Source organism: Limnohabitans sp. MMS-10A-192 (assembly GCF_003063335.1).
GTDB lineage: Bacteria > Pseudomonadota > Gammaproteobacteria > Burkholderiales > Burkholderiaceae_C > Limnohabitans_A.
The window spans coordinates 37,102-57,354 of sequence record NZ_NERX01000008.1 but is presented as its reverse complement, the minus strand read 5'-3'; the positions used below and the strand labels follow the sequence as shown (position 1 = coordinate 57,354).

Genomic DNA, 20,253 nt, shown 5'->3' with positions numbered 1-20,253 from the left:
CGCACAACAACTGTCACCCCGGACTCGATCCGGGGTCCACTCTTTAGCCCTTGCGAAGCACATATGTCACCCCGGCCCCGATCCGGGGTCCATTCTTTAGCTCATGCTCACGCGCACGGCTTGGTCGACGAGGAGGTCTACTGAGCCGTTGCGGTCGAGGTCGAAGGCGGCGTAGTCGGTGGTGCTGGTTTGCACAGGCGTTGTGCCTTGTGTGAACAGTTCCAGCGTGTCGCCTGCGTTGCCTTTGACTTGCAGGGCTTGGCCGTTGGCGTTGGCTTGTTGCAGGACGTCGGTCAGCGACAGGCGCAGCGTGTTGTCGCCGGTGCCGGTCAGGTCCACTTGCGTCACTGTGGCGGAGGCGTTGTTCGCCACAAAGCGGCTCAGATCGACCACGGTGTCGGCCGCCTTGAAGCTCAGCACGCCGCCGTTGGCTTGCACCAGATCAGCCGCTTGCGAGGCCTCGTAGGCGAACGCCGCATCGGCCACCAGCATGTCGCTGCCATTGGCCAGCTGTGCGCTGCTGTGGCCCGACTCGGTCACGCCCGTCGCAGGCGTGCGCGCCACGCCATCGCTGCTCAGCTTGATCGAGCTGATGCCCATTTCGGCCAGATGCTTGACCTCGCCCGCATCGGTCACGCCGTTTTGGTTGGCGTCTTGCCAGACGGCCATCTCGCCGAACTGCGCATCCTTGGCATCGAGCACGCCGTCGTGGTTGCTGTCGAACTGCGCGGCCAGGCCTTGCAAGTCGGTCTCGCCGGCGTGGCGGGCAAAGGCGAACTGGCTGGTGCTGCGCACCGAGCCGTCGCCGTACACGTCGTGCACCAGCAAGCCGTCTTTCGAGCCCACCCAGGCGGTCGTGTCCAGAATGCCGTCGCTGTTCAAGTCCATCTTGATTTGGCTGTAGCCGATCTGCCCGTCGTGGTTCAGGTCCAGCGCAACCGGGGTCACGGTGGCATTGAAGGCAGCAGATGTCGCACTCACAGTGCCGGCGCCGTCGGTGGACTTGGCGGTGAAGCTGTGCGTGCCTGCGGCCAGGTTCAGGCCGTTGACCGTCCAGGTGCCATCGGCCGCCACGGTGGTCGAGCCGACCACGGTGGTGGTGCCGTTGTCGTACAGCTGGATCAGCGAGCCCGCTGTGCCGGTACCCGAAACCGAGTTGATCGGGTTCTTGGCAACACCGAAGTAAGTACGGTCAATCATCACGTTCGTGCCACCCCCTTCATACGCCAGCGCCAGACGGTACTGACCTGTGGGCAAGTCGCTGAGGAAATTCGTTTGGTAATTCACGAACGCATCCCCATAAGCCTGCGTGTCAGTGCGAGAGTTCAAGCGAATGGCTTCACCATAGGCGCTGGCATTTCTTTCGATTCGGCCAGGGCCTGAATACCAAGGGGTCACATCCGCTTGTTGGACACCGTTGGCATCCAACAAAACCCATTTGATCTGTGTGGCGTAAGAAAGAGTAGGAAGGGTTGGGTCAATGTTCTGGGCTCCAGCGTGGGCGTCAAAGGAGAACGTGTAGGCCTGCCCCTTGGTCAAGGTCATCAGGTTTTTACTGGCCATCTCGATCTTGCTACCCGGACCCGTTGGGTTTTGGGCATCAAACATGCCGCCTTCTTGCCCATAAGCCAAATTAATCCCGTAAATGGGGTTGACCGTCTTGGGGCCGGTGGTCAAATTACTGTCGCTCGTCAAGCCGTTAGGGCCGACATGGTCAATGTAAAAGGCGAAATCGGGGCTGGTGGCGGTATCCGATGCCGCGGTTTGCGACAAAAAGTTGCCGCTCGTCAAGGCTCCCGAAGCCACAGCATTGCCTTTGGAGTCGGTGACGCCTGTGATGGCTGGCGCTGCTTCCACCCCGTCGTACACCACATTGGTGGTGGCCGATGTGGTGCCCGAGGCCGTCACCAGTTTGGCTGTGTAGGTCCAGTTTGCGGTGTGCGCGGTGGTGTCGGTGAGGGTCCAGTTGGTGCCTGACACAGTGGCATTTCCGATCAGCACGCCATCGGCATACACCTCCACACGGTCGCCGCTCGACAAGGCGGTGGCAATGGTACCGGTGACGGTGCGGCCTGCTGCACCGTTGCTGGTGATGAAGTCACCGGCTGTGCCTGTGTCCAGCGTCATGCTGCTGATGGCTACGCCGTTGGATGAAACGGCCGTCTGTGTGTTACCGCCCACCAAGACCTGGGCCTTGGTGGTGCTGTGGTCAAACACTTGGTACGCCACACCACCGATGGTGACGGTGCCCTTGTCCTGCCATTCGCCAGGCAAGGTGCCGGTGTTGCTGCCCAAGGCGTCACTGGCCAGATGGCTCAGTTTGAGCTTGTCGGTAGCGGTGCCCTGCACCACAAACTGCACTTTGCCAGCGCTGGCTGTGTTGCTGCTGCTGAAGCTGTAGCCCGCCAAATCGGTGGCGCCCAGCGACAGCACATCGTTGGCCGACATCGTCAATGTGGACTGGCCTTGCATCTGGAAGATTTCGACTTCCTGTATGTTCTTGACCGTCTGGTTGCCGGTGATGGCGGTCAGGTCCAGCGTGGTGCCGGCTTGCAGCTTGAGGGTGTCCACACCCGAGCCACCGTTGATGCTGCCGCCAGCGGCCAACTGGGCCTGCACCGTGCTCACTTGGGCCGTGATCACATCGTCGCCACCGAGCCCCGACATCGCGCCGCCGTTGTAGGTCATGGCATCAACGCCTGACGTGCCCACCACGCCCAGTGGGGTGTTTGCCGTCAGTGTGTTGGTGTTACCCGGTGTCAAGCCCAAATTGCTGATGGTATAGGCCGTGGACACGCCAGCTGAAATTTCCATGCGGGCGGCCAATTGGCCGTTCAGGAAAGTCCCCGAATTGAACGTGTAGACCTGCGGTGATGTGTTGTTGATCGTCAACAACGAAGCAAAAAAGCCGTTTTGCGTCATCCCCAACAGATCGCCATTGGCATCGTAGAACCTGATCTGAGTTTTGTCAGCCGATGATTGAAGATCGGGTAACTGAGAGAATGTGATGGACACACTGGACATGCCGCCATCTTTGAAGAAGACGCGGAAGGTTTCATAACCAGGGCCGGAGTTGACGGCTTTGCCCGGATAGAAGTTCAAGGCTGTATTGGTCATGTTGCTTTGGGAAAAGGCCCATCCGCCCTCTTCTTCCAGCCTCACTGCGGCCAGCATGTTGCCCGCCGTGTTGACCTGACCCGCCGCCAACTTGAACAAGTTGGAGTTCGGGCTGATGTTGCCCAGCGCGTCGCGCTGCACCGCTGCAAAGGTGTGCGCACCAGAGGCCAGGGTCAGGCCGGTGATGGACCAAGCGCCGCCTGCAGCCACGGTGGCCGAGCCGATCAGGTTGGTGCTGCTGTTGTCGTACACATAGACCACATCGCCCGCCGTTCCTGTGCCGCTCACGGTGGTGATGACTTTGGCCGATGCGACGGTACCCGAACCATCGGTGATGGCCGTGGCCACACCAGATTCCGTCACCGAGCTGATCACTGCTGCGGTCTCGGTGTTGTCCAGCGTGATGCCCTGGCTGGCTTGCGGGCCCATGCCGCCGGCCACGTCCACTACCTTGGCGGTGTAGGTCCAGTTGGCGCTGTAGGCCGCAGGGTCAGTGATGGTCCACTGCGTGCCGCTGACGGTGGCGTTGCCGATTTCCACACCGTTGGCGTAGATCTTGAGCACATCGTTGGCGCCCAAAGGTGCGCTCACAGCGCCAGAGATCAAGCGACCGGCGCTGGCGTCGGCGGTGGTCCAGTCGGCGTTTGCACCGGCGATGCCGCTGTCCTTGGTCATGCTGGTGAAGGTGACGGTCTGTGCAGGTGGCGCTGAGTCGATGACCATAGGCTGGGTGTCGGTGCCGCGTGCGCCGTAAGAGGCGACGGCTGTGACGCCGTCGGTGGCCACGATGGTGGCTTTGATGACGTAGTTGCCGTCGGCCAAGGCTGCGGCTGCGGTGTCGTCCCATGTCCAGGTGGTGCTGCCCGCTGCAGGGCTGACTGCGTTGGAGCGCAGCAGGGTTGTGCCATTGGCCGCATAGATCTGCACCAACACTTTTTCGCCGGTGGCCAAGGCCTGAGGCAAGGTGCCGTTGTAGACGAGGGTGTTGTCGTTGGTGATGAAGTCACCCGCAGTGCCCGAGTCGGTGCTGATGGATGCGATGTCCAGTTGGCCTGCACCCAAAATTTTGACGGTGTAGGTGTTGGACGTGGCGACCACAGCGCTACCGGACGATTCGATCTTGGCCACGTAGGGGTGGGTGCCTACCGCCGCTGGCGTGGGTGACTCGAATGTCCAGGTCTTGGTGGCGGGGTCGACGATGGCATCGCCCAGATAAACCGTGCCCGTGGCATCGTAAATCTTGATGACTTCGCCCGCGTTGAGCGTGGTGGCGTAGGTGCCCGAGATCTTGTGCGTGGTGTCCGCCGTGGTGCCCAGGTGCGGCACGATCTCGTTGCTGGCGGCGGTCATGCTCAGATCGTCGATGAACCAGCGGTCGGCGTTGATCGTTCGGAACTCGAACGATGTGGCCGTGATGCCTGGTGGCAAGGTGACGTTGAGCATGTCGAGCTTGGTCGTGGAGTTCAGCGTCAGGAAGTCAACGCGGTGAACCACATTGCCATCGGCATCGCGGAACACAACCTGGGGGTAAGCCCATTGCGTGGGTGACGAGCCATAGGCGCTGTTGTTCAGACCAAAGGTCTTCATCGAGATGGACGTGAATGGACCCGCTGTGGAGGTGAAGTTGTACAGACGCGAGTCATTACCGCCGCCGCCTTCGTTGGCATCCAGACCCAGTTGCAGCTTGGCATCGGTGCCCAGCATGTTGTCCACAGCGTTGTTGTACGTGTTGTTGGTGGGCGCGGTGGCACCGCTGCGCAAGTACAACTCGTTGACCGGCACGAAGCTTTGGTTGGCTTGCCAGGAGTTCCAGATGTCTTCGGTGGTGATTTCCCATGCGCCGGTGGTGATCTTGGTGGCGGCGGTGTTGATCGCGGTGGTCGAGGTGTAGGTCGGTGGCGATGTGGCGTTGAGCAAGTTGGCCGACACGGTGCTGGTGCCGCCATTGAACTCTTCGCTATACACTGCGCCTGCACCGGTGTTCTCCACCTTGGTGATGACCACGGATTGGGTGGCGTTGACGTTGGCACTGGGGGTCACGGTGGCGCCACCGGCCACCAGCACTTGCGCGTCGGTGGTGCTGTGGTTGTACACGCTGTAGGTGGTGCTGCCAATGGTGGCGGTGCCCGCAGCGGACCAGGTACCGGCCAAGCCGGTGTTGCCCAGCATGCCGTTGGTGGTGACAGCGTCGGTGGTCAGTGGGGTCAGCACCAGGTTGTCGGTGCTGGTGGCGTCCACCACCAGCTGCACCTTGCCGCTGCTGCCGGCAAAGCTGTAGCCGGTCATGGTGGTGGCGTTGGCGCCGCCCAGGCTGAGCACGTCGTTGGCCGACAAGGTCAGGGTGGAGGTGCCTTGCAGTTTGAAGACCTCGACCTGTTGGATCGGTTGCACGGTCTGGTTGACCGTCAAGGCGTTCAGGTTGAGGGTGGTGCCTGCGTTCAAGACCAGGGTGTCCACGCCTGCGCCGCCGTCGATGTAGCTGCCACCGGTGGCCAGCAGCGACTGCAAGTTGGCGCCTGCGGCCGCCCCCAGGAAGTCGTTGCCGCCCAATGCGTCCATGGGGCCACCGTTGTAGGCGATGGGGGCTGCGCTGGTGCCGTCTGCGCTTTCGGTGAAGCCAGGGCGGGAGCCAGGCACCAAGCTGCCGTTGTTGGCTGTGGTGGCCGCAAAGCTGACGTTGTCCAGCGCAAAGTCACCGCCACTGCCCCAACCCATCGCCCCCAGTGTGAGGTCGATCTGACCGGTGCTGGTGGCCGTGTAGTTGATGGTGACCGAGCCGGTGCTTCTGTTTTGCGTGGCCATGACCTGTTGGCCATCGATCAAGGCACGGATGAAGGTGGTCTGTGCTGGGGAATACTGGCCGACAGCCGTGTTCCAGTAGTCAAACGAGAACTGGTAGGTCTGGCCCTTGACCACATCGACCTGCGAGCCCCAGAGGACACCCAACTGGCCCACGCCACCGTAGCTGTCAAAGCTGCCGTAGTAAATCTTGCCACTGGCCAGACTCAGGAAGGTGTTGTAACCCTTTTCATATTCTTCAAAGGCAACGCTGGTGTCAGGGGCGTAGGTTTTTTGGCTCCAGGTGTCGGTGCCATTCCAAGTGGTGGCGGCTGACTGCGTCAAGGTGGCCAACACGGTTTGGGGGTTGTTGTTGAGGTCGTAAGCGATCGGCTTGTCGAGCACTGCAAAACCAAAGCGCTGACGCACGTAGTTGAAGCTCGACGCGGCGGTCAACAAGGTCATGTCGGTGGCAAAACCCGTGTTGCCACCCGAGTCGAAGTTGCCGTTGAAGCCACCGCTGGCGGTGGTGGTCACGTTCCACAGGTTGGACAGGCTGCTTTCGTTGCCATGCACGTCGACCTGCTTGGCCGAGAAGGTGTTGGCCTTTGGCAAGACGCCAAAGCCAGAGACTTCCCAGTTGCCGTTGGCGTCGGCCATGGCACTGCCCACCAAGTTGGTGCTGGTGTTGTCGTACAGGTAGACCATGGCGTTGGCCGAGGCGGTGCCGCTGACCTGCTGGATCGGGTTGACCGTGCTGCCGTTGTTGGCGATGGTGGTTGCGCCAGCGGCTTCGGAGTCGAACACGCCGGTGATGACCGGAGCGGCTTCGGCGAAGTCGGTGGTGACAACTTGCGTGGCCAGAACGCCGCTGCTGTTGGTGCTGGTGTTGACCACTTTGGCTGTGTAAGTCCAGTTGGCGCTGGCGTTGTAGCCATTCAGGTCGGTGATATCCCAGGCTTGGCCCACCACGCGGGCGCTGCCGATTTCGGTCCCGTTGGCGTAGACCTTGACCACCTCGTTGGTGCCCAAGGCGGCGCTGATCGTGCCCGAGACCAAGCGGCCTGCGCTGGCATCCGACGTGAGCCAGTTATCGTTGTCGCCGACGACGACGGTGCCGGAGTCCTTGGTCATGGAACTGAAAGCCACCGTCTTGGTGATGACGTCGGCGATCACGATGTCGAAGGTGTCGCTGACGCTCAGGCCGCCAGCGTCGGTGCGGGTGACGGTGACGCTGGTGGTGCCCGCTGCGGTGGGCGTGCCGCTGAAGGTGCCGGTGGCGGCGTTGAAGGTGATGCCCGCTGGCAATGGCGATGCGGTGTAGGTGGCCGTCTCGCCGTTGGCGGTGCTGTCCACGTCGGCAAAGTTGCCCGCAACGCTGAAGCTGTTGATGGCGGTGCCGACCAACAAGCCTGTTTTGTCGGGCTCTGCCACCACCAAGGTGGGTGCGTCGTTGGCGCCTTGGATGGTGACCACCAGGTTGGCTGTTTTGGGGCCGGTGCCGTCATTGGCGGTGTAGGTGAACACCTCTGACAAGGTGTTGCTGGCCGTGCGCAGGCCTTGCACGGTGGCGTTGGCGTTGTCAACCGCGTAGCTGTAGCTGCCGTCTGCGCCCATGCGCAAAGTGCCGTACTGGCCGGTGATGGTGGTGCCCGTGCTGCTGGTGGTGCTTGCCGTCACGGCGGTGGCGCTGGCGTTGCTGATCAATTGCACGGCCGTGACCGTGGGCGATGCGCCCTGGTCGTTGCCGAGCACGTTGCCCGACGGGTTGGTGCCCGCGGTGGCGTTGACCGTGCCTCCGGCTTCAATGGCATTGGCGATGTCGTTGCTCAGGGCCAGGGCCAAGGCGGCTGGCGGGTCGATGTTCATGGTCACGTCCACATCGACCAGCACCTGTGCTTGGGTGGTGCTGTGGTTGTAGACCTTGTAGACCACGCTGTTGATGGTGACTTGGCCTTTGTAGTCCCAGAAGCCTTCCAGACCGGTGTTGCCTTGCGCGCCTGCGGTGGTCACGCCGTCAACGGCCAGTTTGTTCAGGTTGAGGGTGTCGCCCGATGCGCCGTGGATGACCATCTGCACCTTGTCCGCGCTGCTGGTGGTGCCTGTGGGCGTGACTGCTGTGGCGCCGCTGCCGATGGCGGTTTGCGTGGTGGCCGCAAAGCTGTAAGGCGCCATGGTGCTGGTGTTGCTGGCACTGGACGAACCGGTGTTGGTGGCCCCCAGAGACAGCACGTCGTTGGCCGTCATCGACAGGATCGAGTTGTTGCCCTGCATGGTGATGACTTCGACCTGCTCGATCGAGCGCACCGTTTGGTTGGTGGTCAGCGTGCCCAGGTTGAGCGTGGTGCCTGCGGCCAATTCCAAGGTATCCAAGCCAGCGCCGCCTTTGATCATGCCGCCTGCGGCCAAGATGGCTTGCAAGCCAGCGCTGGATGCCGTGATGGTGTCATCACCGGCCAAGGCATCCAGAACGCCTGATGTGTAAGTCATGGCTTCTGTGCTGCCGGTGCCACTCACGGTGGCCGTTGCATCGTCAGCGGCACTCAGCGTCACCAATCGGTTGGCCGACATGGGGCCGGTGTTGCTGGCTGCACCGACCACTTGGGCGGTGTAGGTCCAGTTGGCGCTGTAGCCACCCAGGTCGGTGATTTCCCACTTGGTGCCGTTGACGACGGCGTTGCCGACGAGCACGCCGTTGGCATACACCTTGACGACTTCGCCGGTGGCCAGTGGGGCGCTGATGTCGCCCGAGACGAGTCGGCCTGCCGAGGCGTCGTTGGTGGTCCAGTCGGCGTTGGCGGTGGTGCCGCTGTCCTTGGTCATGCTGCTGAAGCTGACGGTGGTGGCGATCACAGGCAAGGTGGTGACGATGTCGAAGGTGTCGGTGACCGACAGGCCACCCGCATCGGTGCGCGTGACGGTGACGGTGGTGGTGCCCGCTGCTGTGGGCGTGCCGCTGAAGGTGCCGGTGGCGGCATTGAAGCTGAGCCAGCCGGGCAGTGCTGTGCCGCCCACGGTGGCGGTGTAGGTGGCGGTTTCGCCGTTGGCGGTGCTGTCCACATCGGCAAAGTTGTTGGCAATGCTGAACGGGGTCAGCGCATTGCCGACCGTGGCGGTTTTGTCCGCTTCTTGGACCACCACGGTGGGGGCGTCGTTGGCGCCTTGAATGGTCACGGCCAAGCTGGCGGTTTTGCTGCCAGAGCTGTCGGTGGCGGTGTAGGTGAAAACTTCGGTCAGCGTGTTGCTGGTGGTGCGCAGGGCCTGGACGTTGGCATTGGCGTTGTCTACGGTGTAGACATAGCTGCCGTCGGCGCCTATTTTGAGGGTGCCGTACTGCCCGGTGATGGGTGTGCCGCTGGTGCTGTTGGTGCCCGCGTTGACGGCCGTGGCGGTGCTGGCGCTGAGCAGTTGAATGCCGGTCACGGTGGGGCTTGTGCCGGTGTCATTGCCCAGCACGCTGCCAGTGGGGTTGGTGCCTGCCGTGCCGTTGACGATGCCCGACGCTTCCAGCGCGGTGGTGGTGTCGTTGGTCAAATTCAATGCCGTCACCACGGCGGTGTTGACGCTCAGGGTGACGATGTTGTTGGTCTCCACCACATGGCCCGATACGCTGTCTGCGCTCGCGTTGTAGGTGTCCAGGTTTTGGTTGTTGGCGCCATCGTGGAACTTGCCGGCGGCCACGGCAATGGTGGCGGGGGTGGTGCTGTTGGTGGCGGGCGTGAAGACGGCGGTGTAGATGTCTTCGCCTGCGGCGTTGACGCCCACATGGTTGAGCGCACTTAGGTTGCCACCTGTGACCACAACATCACCCGTGCTGCCGTTCCATGCAAAGTCGCTGGTGGCCTCGCTCACCGTGAAGGTGATGGTGGCGGTCTGGCCGGTGGTCAGGCTGGCTTGGTTGCTGTTGATGGCAATTGTGGGCGGTGTGGCGTCCACCACGGGGTTGACGATGATGTCAAAGGTGTCGGTTGCGGTCAGGCCTGCGGCATCGGTGCGGGTGACGGTGATGCCGGTGGTGCCCGCTGTGGTGGGCGTGCCGCTGAAGGTGCCGGTGGCGGCGTCAAAGGTCACGCCACTGGGCAAAGCCGAGGTGGTGTAAGTGGCCGTCTCACCGTTGCCTGTGCTGTCCACGTCGGCAAAGTTGCCCAGGATGCTGAAGGGCGTGAGCGCGTTGCCCGCGGTGACGGTTTTGTCGGCTTCTGCAATGACGAGCGTGGGCGCGTCGTTGGCGCCCTGCACGGTCACGACCAGGTTGGCCGTCTTGGTGCCCGATGCATCGGCAGCGGTGTAGGTGAACACGTCGGTCAGCGTGTTGGCCGTGGTGCGCAAGGCCTGCACGGTGGCGTTGTCGTTGTTGACGGTGTAGACGTAGCTGCCGTCGGCGCCCATGACCAAGGTGCCGTATTGGCCGGCGATGGATGTACCACCCGTGCCGCCGGTGCTGCCCGCTGTGACCGCCGTGGCGGTGGTGTCGCTGATTTTCTGGATGCCGGTCACAGTGGGTGTGGCACCCGTGTCATTGCCCAGCACGCCGCTGGTGGCCGCGATGGCGGGGTTGGTGCCTGCTGTGCCGTTGGCGGTGCCGCCCGCTTCCACGGCGGTGGCGGTGTCGTTGCTCAGGGCCAGGCTGGCGCTCACACGGGTGTCAAACGCAAAGCTCTGGATGTTGTTGCCGTCATTCACATAGCCCGATGCAGGGCTGGACACGTAGGTGTCTTTGTTCAGGTTGCCTGCGGTGTCGCTGAACTTGTCAAACGTCACGCCCACGGTGGCGGTGCCGTTGCTGCCCGCGGTGGGTGTGAAGGTGGCGGTGTAGTGGGTGGCGTCCACCTTGGTCCAGTTGCTCAGGGTGCCGCCGGTCACGTCCACATTGGCCGCTGCAAAGTCGGGGCTGGCTTCGCTGAGCGTGAAGGTGATCACCTCGCTGGTGGTGACGGTGCCCGAGCCTGCACGGGTGACGGCCACGGTGATGGCAGTGGTGTCCAGCGCTGCGCTGTCGCTCACTGTGGCGGTGCCCACGTTGCCTGCGATGTCGGTCAGCTTGGCGGTCACGGTTTGCGTGGCGCCTTCGGCCGGCTTGGCAAATGTGGCCTCCACGAAGCCCGCGGCCACCATGGCCGCAGTCAAGGTGATGGGGGTGCTGGTCGTGCCGTCGCTGAGCGTGATGACCATGCCGGGTTTGGCCAGCGTCGGGTCAAAGGTGGCGCGGCTGGTGAAGGTGGTGGCTGCGCCGAGTTCGGTCGTGTTGACGAACGCGTTGTTGTTGGCATCGGTGGTGATGCTCACAGCCAGGTTGATCTCGGCGGGTGTGCCCACCGAGGTGTCGATGACCACGGGCTGGATGTCGTAGCCGCCGTTGGTGCCGTTGACCGGCGCGGCGGTGTTGATGGCCGTGGTGCCGGTGGCGCTGACGATTGTTGCTTTGAGGATGTACGTGCCGGGGTTGCGCGAGGCGTCTGTCCAGGTCCAGGCGCCGGTGCTGTTGGGCGTGGCAAAGGCGGTGGTGACCGAGCCGGTGAGCGGGTCGGTGAATTCGAGCATGACGCGGTCACCCAGACCGGGCACCCAGCCGGTCACGGTGCCGGCGTAGCTCAGGGTTTGGTCGTTGGTGATGAAGTCACTGCTGCTGATGCCACTGTCGGTGGTGGCCGAGACGATGTCGATGGTCGCCGTGCTGTTGTTGACCGCTGGCACGTCAATGGCGCCGTTGATGCTGATGACAATCGTCTGGGTGCTGGTCAGCCCTGCCGCGTCTTTGACGGTGTAGGTGAAGGTGTCGGTCAGCGGTGTGCTGGTGGGCAGCAGGGCCTCGACGGCGGCATCGCTTTGGTTGACGGTGTAGCTGTAGCTGCCGTCGGTGCCGATCTTGAGCGTGCCGTGCGCGCCGGTGATGCCGGTGGTGTCGGCGGCGGCGTTGGCCGCCGTGACAGGGCTGGGGGTACCTGCGATGCCCGCCATGATGGCGCTGACGGCTTTGGTGTCGCCCAGGTCCACGTCGGTGTCGTTGGTGAGCACATTGCCGGTGGGGTTGACGCCCGGTGTGCCGTTGGCCACGCCACCGGCTTCGGTGGCGCTGGCCACATCGGCCACCGCCACAGGGGCGTCGTTGGCGCCTTGCACGGTGACCACCAGGTTGGCGGTCTTGGCTCCTGTGCCGTCGTTGGCGGTGTAGGTGAAGACTTCTGTCAGCGTGTTGGTGCTGCCTTTGAGGCTTTGCACCGTCGCGTTGTTGTTGTCGATGGTGTAGATGTAGCTGCCGTCTGCGCCCATGACCAGGGTGCCGTACTGGCCCGTGATGGACGTGCCGGTGCTGCTGGTGGTGTTGGCACTGACCGTTGTGGCAGTGGTGTCGGTGATCTTCTGGACACCTGTCACCTTCGGTGTGGCGCCCACATCGTTGGTGAGCACGCTGCCGCTGGCGTTGTTGCCCACGGTGCCGTTGGCAGTGCCACCGGCTTCCAGGGCGGAGGCGCTGTCGTTGGCCAGCACCAGTGCAGCAGCCACAGTGGTGGTGTTGACGCTCAAGGTGACGATGTTGTTGGTCTCCACCAGGTGGCCCGAGACGTTGTCGGCGGTGGCGTTGTAGGTGTCCAGGTTTTGGTTGCCCGAGGCGTCACGGAACTTGCCTGCGGCCACGGCGATGGTGGCGGGGGTGGTGCTGTTGGCGGCGGGTGTGAAGACGGCGGTGTAGATGTCTTCGCCTGCGGCGTTGACGCCGACGTGGGTGAGTGTGCCCAGCGCGCCGCCGGTGACGGCGATGTCGGTGTTGTCGAAGTCGGTGGTCGCTTCGCTCACGGTGAAGGTGATCGTGGCGGTCTGGCCAGTGGTCAGGCTGGCTTGGTTGCTGCTGATGGCGATCTTGGGCGGTGTGGTGTCCACCGCGGGGTTGACCGTGATCAGGAAGGTGTCGGTGGCGGTCAGGCCCAGCGCGTCGGTGCGGGTGACGTCCACGCTGGTGGTGCCTGCTGTGGGCGGTGTGCCGGTGAAGAGGCCTGTGGCTGGGTTGAAGGTCAACCAGCTGGGCCAAGTGCCGCCGCCGGTGATGGCGGCGCTGTAGGTGGCGGTTTCGCCGTTGGCGCCACTGTCCACATCGGCAAAGTTGTTGATGACGCTGAACGGTGTGAGTGCAATGCCTACAGTGCCTGTCTTGTCGGCCTCTGCAATGACAACGGTGGGCGCATCGTTGGCGCCTTGCACGGTGACGACCAGATTGGCGGTTTTGTTGCCGGATGCGTCGCTGGCGGTGTAGGTGAAGACGTCGGTGACGGTGTTGGCCGAGGTGCGCAGGGCTTGCACGGCGGCGTCGGTGTTGTTGACGGTGTAGGTGTAGCTGCCGTCAGCGCCGATCTTGAGCGTGCCGTATTGGCCCACGATGGACGTGCCGGTGCCGCTGGTGGTGCCTGCCGTGACGGGGCTGGCTGTGCTGTCACTGATTTTTTGGATGCCGGTGACGGTGGGGCTGGTGCCGGTGTCGTTGCTGAGCACGCCGCTGGCCGCTGCCATGGTGGGGTTGGTGCCTGCGGTGGCGCCGCCCGTGGCGCTGTAGGCGCCGCCTGCTTCGAGGGCGGTGGCTTTGTCGCTGGTGAGGTTCAGGGTCGAAGCGACGGTGCTGGTGTTGACCGTCAGGGTGACGATGTTGTTGGTCTCGACGATGTGACCGGTGACGTTGTCGGCGGTGGCGTTGTAGGTGTCCAGGTTTTGGTTGCCCGAGGCGTCACGGAACTTGCCTGCGGCCACGGCGATGGTGGCGGGGGTAGTGCTGTTGGCGGCGGGTGTGAAGACGGCGGTGTAGATGTCTTCGCCTGCGGCGTTGACGCCGACGTGGGTGAGTGTGCCCAGCGCGCCGCCGGTGACGGCGATGTCGGTGTTGTCGAAGTCGGTGGTCGCTTCGCTCACGGTGAAGGTGATGGTGGCGGTCTGGCCAGTGGTCAGGCTGGCTTGGTTGCTGCTGATGGCGATCTTGGGCGCGGTCAGGTCGGTGCCGTTGTTGGTGATGAAGTCAACGGTGTTGTTGGCATCGGCGCCGTCTTGGTTGTAGTTGACGGCGGCATCGCTGAAGGCGTTGCTGTCGACGTGTACGCTGCCGGTGCTTTGACCGCCTGCGGTGGCAGTGTAGGTAGCGGTGTAGGTGGTGGCGTTGACGCGGGTCCAGTTGCTCAGGCTGCCACCGGTGGTGGTGACATCACTTTGCACGAAGTCGGTGCTGGCTTCACTGAGGGTGAAGGTGATGGTGGCGGTTTGACCGGCTGCCAGCGTGGTTTTGTCCGCGGAGATGGCGATCTTGGGTGGTGTGGTGTCGACGCTGTTGGTGGCGTCGATGGGCAGCACGACCTGGTTGTTGGTTTCGACGATGTGGCCCGTGACGGTGTCGGCGGTGGCGTTGTAGGTGTCGAGGTTGTTGTTGCCTGCGGTGTCTGCAAACTTGCCGGCGGCCACGCCGATGCTGCCCGTGCCGGCGCTGCCGGTGGCGGGTGTGTAGGTGGCGGTGTATTGGGTGTACACGCCGGTGGCGGTTTTGCTGCTTTCGACCGGGACCAGGTTGCTCATGCTGCCGTTGGTGGCGTCGATGTCGCTCAGGGTGAAGCTGCTGGTGGCCACGCCTTCGCTGAAGGTGAAGACGATGGCTTCGCCTGCGCTGCCGACGTTGCCGGTGCCTGTGCGACTGACGATGACGGTCGGTGGTGCGCTGTCCACACTGCCGGTGGTGGTGAGCTGGACCCAGTTGTTGGTCTCAGCGGTGGTGCTTGAGACGGCGGTGGTGCCGGTGGCGCTGCCTTTGTAGGTGTCGGCGTTGAAGTTGCCGGCGGCGTCGCTGAAGGTGGTTTCGGCCACGCCAATCAGCACGTTGCCTGCGTTGGCGCCTGCGGTGTAGGTGGCGGTGTATTGGGTGCCGTTGCTGCCGGGGACGGCTTGCAGGTTGGTGACGGTGCCGCCACCGCTGATGACGGTGATGTCAGACAGGGTGAAGTCGGTGGACGCCTCGGACAGGATGAAGCTGAGGGTGCCCGTTTGGCCCGATGCCAGCGAGGTTTTGTCGATGCTGACCTGGATGTTGGGTTTGTCGTTGTCAACGGTGTTGGTGTTGCGGGTGTCGTAGGCGACGCTGACGCTGTTGTTGACCTCGGTGGTGGCGCCTGTGGGTGCGGGGCTCAGGTAGGTGTCTTGGTTGAGGTTGCCTGCGTTGTCGGCAAATTTACCGCTGGCCACGCCGATATTGGCGGTGCCGTTGGTGCCTGCTGTCGGCGTGAAGACAGCGGTGTATTGGGTGTAGCCGGTGGATGCGGTGCCGCTGGTGGGCACGGCGGCAAAGCCGGTGATGGTGCCGCTGCCACCAAAGACGACGATGTCGTTGGCGTCAAAGGTGGTGCTGGCCTCGCTGAGGGTGAAGACCAGGGTTTCTTTGCCGTTGGCGTCGAGTGTGGTGGTGGCGCTGTTGGTGCGCGCCACGACGATGGTGGGCGGGGTCTTGTCGACCAGTCCTGGGTTGATGTTGGGGTCCACGCCGTAGTCCTGCACGGCCTTGGCCACGGTGCCACCGGTGCCGGTGACGGTGCCGTCCACGGCAGTGTCGCTGTCGGCGATCAAGCTGGCTGCGGGCACGGGGATGCTGTAGCTGCCGTCGGCAGCGGCGGTGCCCGAGTAGGTGACGCCCGCCACAGTGAGCTTGACCACGTCGCCAGCGGAGAACTTGCCGGTGACGCGGCCGGTGATGGCGATGCTGCCCGTCGATTCGCTGCTGCCGATGATGTTGTCAGCGGTGACGGGGTCGATGGCGAGCGCGGTCTGGGTGACGGCGTTGGTGGTCTCGAGTGTGTAGTCCTGCGCAGCCGTGGCGTATTGGCCTGCGGTGCCGGTGACCGAACCTTCGATCTTGGTGTCGCTGTCGGCCTTGATGTCGGCCATGGGCACAACCGTGCTGTAGGTGCCGTCGGCCAGAACGGTGGCGTAGAACGGTTTGTCGTTCAGGCGCAAGGTGACCAGATCGCCCGCAGCAAAAGTGCCTGTGACCTTGCCGGTGACGGTGTAGGTGGTGGCGCCGGATTCGGCCAAGGTGACAACGTTGTCGCCGGTGATGGGGTCAATGGTCAGCGCGGTCTTCAGGCTGGCGGGGGGCTGGGGCGCTGGGACGGGCGTGATGCTGCCGGTCCACAGGTTGTTGGCATCGGCGCCGTCTTTGTTGAGGTTGCCTGCGGCGTCGGCGAACTTGTCGCTGGCGATGCTGACCGTGGCGGTGCTGGCGGTCGTGGTGCCAGGGGTGGCCGTGAAAGTGGCGGTGTAGACCTTGGGGTCGATCGCGCTTTGCTGCAGGGCACTGAGGGTGCCGCCGGCCACCACGAAGTCGCCGCCAGTAAGGTCGTTGCTGGCTTCGCTCAGGGTGAAGGTGAGCGTGGTGCTTTGGCCTGCGGCCAAGGTGTTGGTGGTGCCGGTGATGGCCACGGTGGGTGGCGTGGTGTCGATGGTGAACGGCGTGATGTTGGTCGGTGTGGTGACGCCGTTGGTGGTGACGTTGAGCACCGGGGTGTAGGTGCCGTCGGGCAGGTTGGTCGGCTGCGTGAAAGTCCAGCTGCCGTCAGGGGCCACGGTGACGGGGTAGGTCTGGCCGTTGATGGTGACGGTGGCCGTGGAGCCTGCGGGCACTTTGCCGGTCAGCTCGGGGGTGGCGTCGTTGGTTTTGTGGTCGTTGGGCGTGCCGGTGCTGTTGTCGCTGGCCGCTGAGAGCTGGCCGCTGACTGTGGCGTTGGTGGTCAGCGTGACGCTGTTGTTGGCCTCGTAAGTGGCGCCTGCAGGTGCCGGGCTGATGAGCGTGTCTTTGTTGAAGTTGGCTGCCGCATCAGAAAACTTGTCACTGGCCACACCGATGGTGGCCAGAGCGTTCGCGCTGGTGCCTGTTGGCGTGAAGACGGCGGTGTAGACCTTGGGGTCGGTGGCGCTTTGCACCAGGTTGCTCAGGGTGCCACCGGCAACGGTGATGTCTCCGTTGCTGAAGTCGCTGACGACTTCACTGAGGGTGAAGGTGATGTTGGCGGTTTGGCCGCTGGCCAGACTGCTGCTGCCGCTGGTGACGATGACCGTGGGCGGTGTGGTGTCGATGGTGAACGGCGTGATGGGCGTGGTGGTGGTCACGCCGTTGGTGGTGACGTTCAGCTGCGGCGTGTAGGTGCCGTCGGGCAAGTTGGTCGGGTTGGTGAATGACCAAGTGCCATCGGGGTTGACGGTCACGGGGTAAGTCTGGCCGTTGATGGTGACGGTGGCGGTGGAGCCGCTGGGCACTTTGCCGTTCAGGGTGGGCGTGGTGTCGTTGGTGGTGTTGTCACCCACCACACCGCTGTCGTTGGGGGCGATGGCTGTGAGCGCGCCGGTGATGGTGGCGTTGGTCTTGAAGCTGACGGTGTTGTTGGCTTCTGCGCCGTCGGTGTTGCGGTTGGCAGCGGCGTCGGCGAATTTGTCGCTGGCCACGCTGACGGTGGCGCTGGTGCCGGTGCTGGACGGTGTGAACGTGGCGGTGTAGACCTTGGGGTCGGTGGCGCTTTGCTGGAAGTTGGACAAGGTGCCGCCGGTGACGGCGACGTCGTCAGCGGTGAAGTCGGTGCTTTTTTCGCTGAGCGTGAAGGTGATCGTGGCGGTCTCGCCCGTGGCCAATGCAGACGCGTTGCTGATGACGGCCACCGTGGGGGGCGTGGTGTCGATGGTGAAGGGCGTGATGTTGGTGGGCGTGGTCACGCCGCCGGTGGTGACGTTGAGCACCGGGTAATAAGTGCCGTCAGGCAAGTTGGTCGGTTGCGTGAAGGACCAGGTGCCGTCGGGGTTGACGGTGACCGGGTAGGTCTGTCCGTTGATGGTGACCGTGGCGCTTGAACCCGTTGGCACTTTGCCGCTCAAGCTCGGGGTGTTGTCGTTGGTGGTGTTGTCACCGACCACACCGCTGTCGTTGGGTGCGGTGGGTGTGAGTGCGCCGGTGCTGGTGTTGTTGGGGTTGATGTTGGGGTCCACGCCGTAGTCCTGCACGGCCTTGGCCACGGTGCCACCGGTGCCGGTGACAGTGCCGTCCACCTGGGTATCGCTGTCGGCCAGCAAACTCGCTGCGGGCACGGGGATGCTGTAGCTGCCGTCGGCGGCGGCTGTGCCGCTGTAGGTGACGCCAGCCACCGTGAGCTTGACCACATCGCCTGCAGAGAACTTGCCGGTGACCTTGCCGGTCAAGGCGATGTTGCCGGTGGACTCGGTGCTGCCCATGATGTTGTCGGCCGTGACCGGGTCGATGGACAGCGCCGTTTGGGTGGCCACGTTGCCAGATTCGACGGTGTAGTCCTGCGCTGCCGTAGCGGGGTCGCCGCCAGTTGGGGTGATGCTGCCTTCGATCTTGGTGTCGGGGTCGGCCTTGAGGTCAGCCATGCTGACCAGGGTGCTGTAGGTGCCGTCTGCGCTGACCACCGCTGGGTAGGTTTTGCCATTGAGCGAAAGGAAGACCACATCGCCAGCGGCGAAGGCGCCGGTGACTTTGCCGGTGACGGTGTAGGTGGTGGCACCCGACTCGTTGGCCAGCAGCACGTTGTCTGCGGCAATCGGGTCAATCGTCAGCGCAGTCTTCAGGCTGGCCGGTGGCGCGGGGTTGACGTTCGCGTCCACACCGTAGTCTTGGATGGCCTTGGCCAGCGTGCCGCCCGTGCCGGTGACGGTGCCGTCCACGCGGGTGTCTGCGTCTGCCTTCAGATCGGCCGCAGGCACAGCGATGCTGTAGCTGCCGTCGGCTGTAACCTGACCGGTGAAGGTCTTGTTGTTGACCGTGAGGGTGACGGTGTCGCCAGCAGAGAACTTGCCGGTGACTTTGCCGGTGATGGCGATGCTGCCTGTGCCCTCAGCGCTGTTGATGATGTTGTCGGCCGTGACCGGATCGATGGACAGCGCCGTTTGGGTGGCCACATTGCCCGATTCAACCGTGTAGTCCTGCGCAGCCGTGGCGGGGTCCCCACCGGTGGGCGTGATGCTGCCTTCGATCTTGGTGTCGGGGTCGGCCTTGAGGTCAGCCATGCTGACCAGGGTGCTGTAGGTGCCGTCTGCGCTGACCACAGCTGGGTAGGTCTTGCCATTGAGCGAAAGGAAGACCACATCGCCAGCGGCGAAGGCGCCGGTGACTTTGCCGGTGACGGTGTAGGTGGTGGCACCCGACTCGTTGGCCAGCAGCACGTTGTCTGCGGCGATCGGGTCGATCGTCAGTGCGGTCTTGAGGCTGCTGTTGGCGTTGACAGGGTTGCCCGTGCCGGTGGCGGTGTTGCCTGCCGCATCGGTGGCTGTGGCCGTGATGGCACCTGCAGGCAGTGGAGCGCTGGGGGTGAAGCTCCAGTTGCCCGCGCTGTTGGCGGTGGCGGTGCCAATCACCTGGCCATTGACGTCTTTGACCACAATGGTGTCACCGGGCTCTGCAGTGCCACTGATGGGGTTGAGGGTCCCGACCTGGCCGGCGCTGCCGATATCCACACGGGTGAAGGTGTCCACCGTGAACGGTGTGAGGTTGGTGGTCGTGGTCACGCCGTTGGTCGTGACATTGAGCACCGGGGTGTACGTGCCGTCGGGCAGGTTGTTCGGCTGTGTGAACTTCCAGGTGCCGTCGGCGTTGACCGTGACGGGATAAGTCTGGCCGTTGATGGTCACGGTGGCGGTCGAGCCTGCGGGCACGGTGCCGCTGAGCGTTGGCGTGGCGTCGTTGGTGATGTTGTCGCCCAGAACGCCGCTGTCGTTGGGGGCGGTGGCATCGAGCTTGCCGGTGGTGGTGGTCGTGGTGGTGTCGTTGTTCTTGGCCGCAGCGGCCACAGCAGCTGCGCCGCCCAGCAAGCCCAAAGCGCCCAAGAGCGGGAACGCGGCCACAGCAATCGCAGCGCCTGCAGGGGACACTTCAGCGCCGCCCAGCGCCTGCGTGACGGCTGTGACGTTGTCCTTGAGTTGGGGGATCAGGCCGGGGTCTGTTGGGTCTTCGGTCAGGTACTCGTAGTAGCTGCCGTTTTCTGCCTTACCGATCACGCCGTTGTAGCCCTCGGGCATGACGTCGTAGTAGTCCTCGATGATGACGTCGGCCACCGTGTCGGTCTCAAACATCAGGTGCAGGTGCTTGCCCACGCGCTTGGCCTTGATGTTGTCAGGGGCCAAGTCATTGCCCCTGCCCTTGCCTTGCTCGACCAGTTGGTACTTGGCGCCCGCTTTGGCCTTGATGATCAGCGGGCGGCCACGCTGGCCTGCGCCCTGTTCTGCCAAGAGGGTTTGCGCGGCTTCATCTTTACCGGCGTTGACGAGGACTTTGAATTGCTGGGCCATGGTGGTGCTTCCCTGAATGCTTGGTGCCGCTGGCGGCTGATGTGTTCGGTA

General features: G+C 63.6%; 1 protein-coding gene. It reads right to left on the bottom strand.

The genetic code is table 11. From position 1 onward, the window contains the following. Window positions 1–96: 96 nt before the first annotated feature. Complete coding sequence (locus B9Z43_RS14885; protein WP_108326742.1) at window positions 97–20,202, bottom strand: S-layer family protein; 20,106 nt, start codon at window positions 20,200–20,202, stop codon at window positions 97–99. Window positions 20,203–20,253 lie beyond the last annotated feature (51 nt).

Bases quoted from the DNA above. Each gene is read 5' to 3' on its own strand.
- B9Z43_RS14885 (WP_108326742.1), bottom strand. From the start codon at position 20,202: ATGGCCCAGCAATTCAAAGTCCTCGTCAACGCCGGTAAAGATGAAGCC.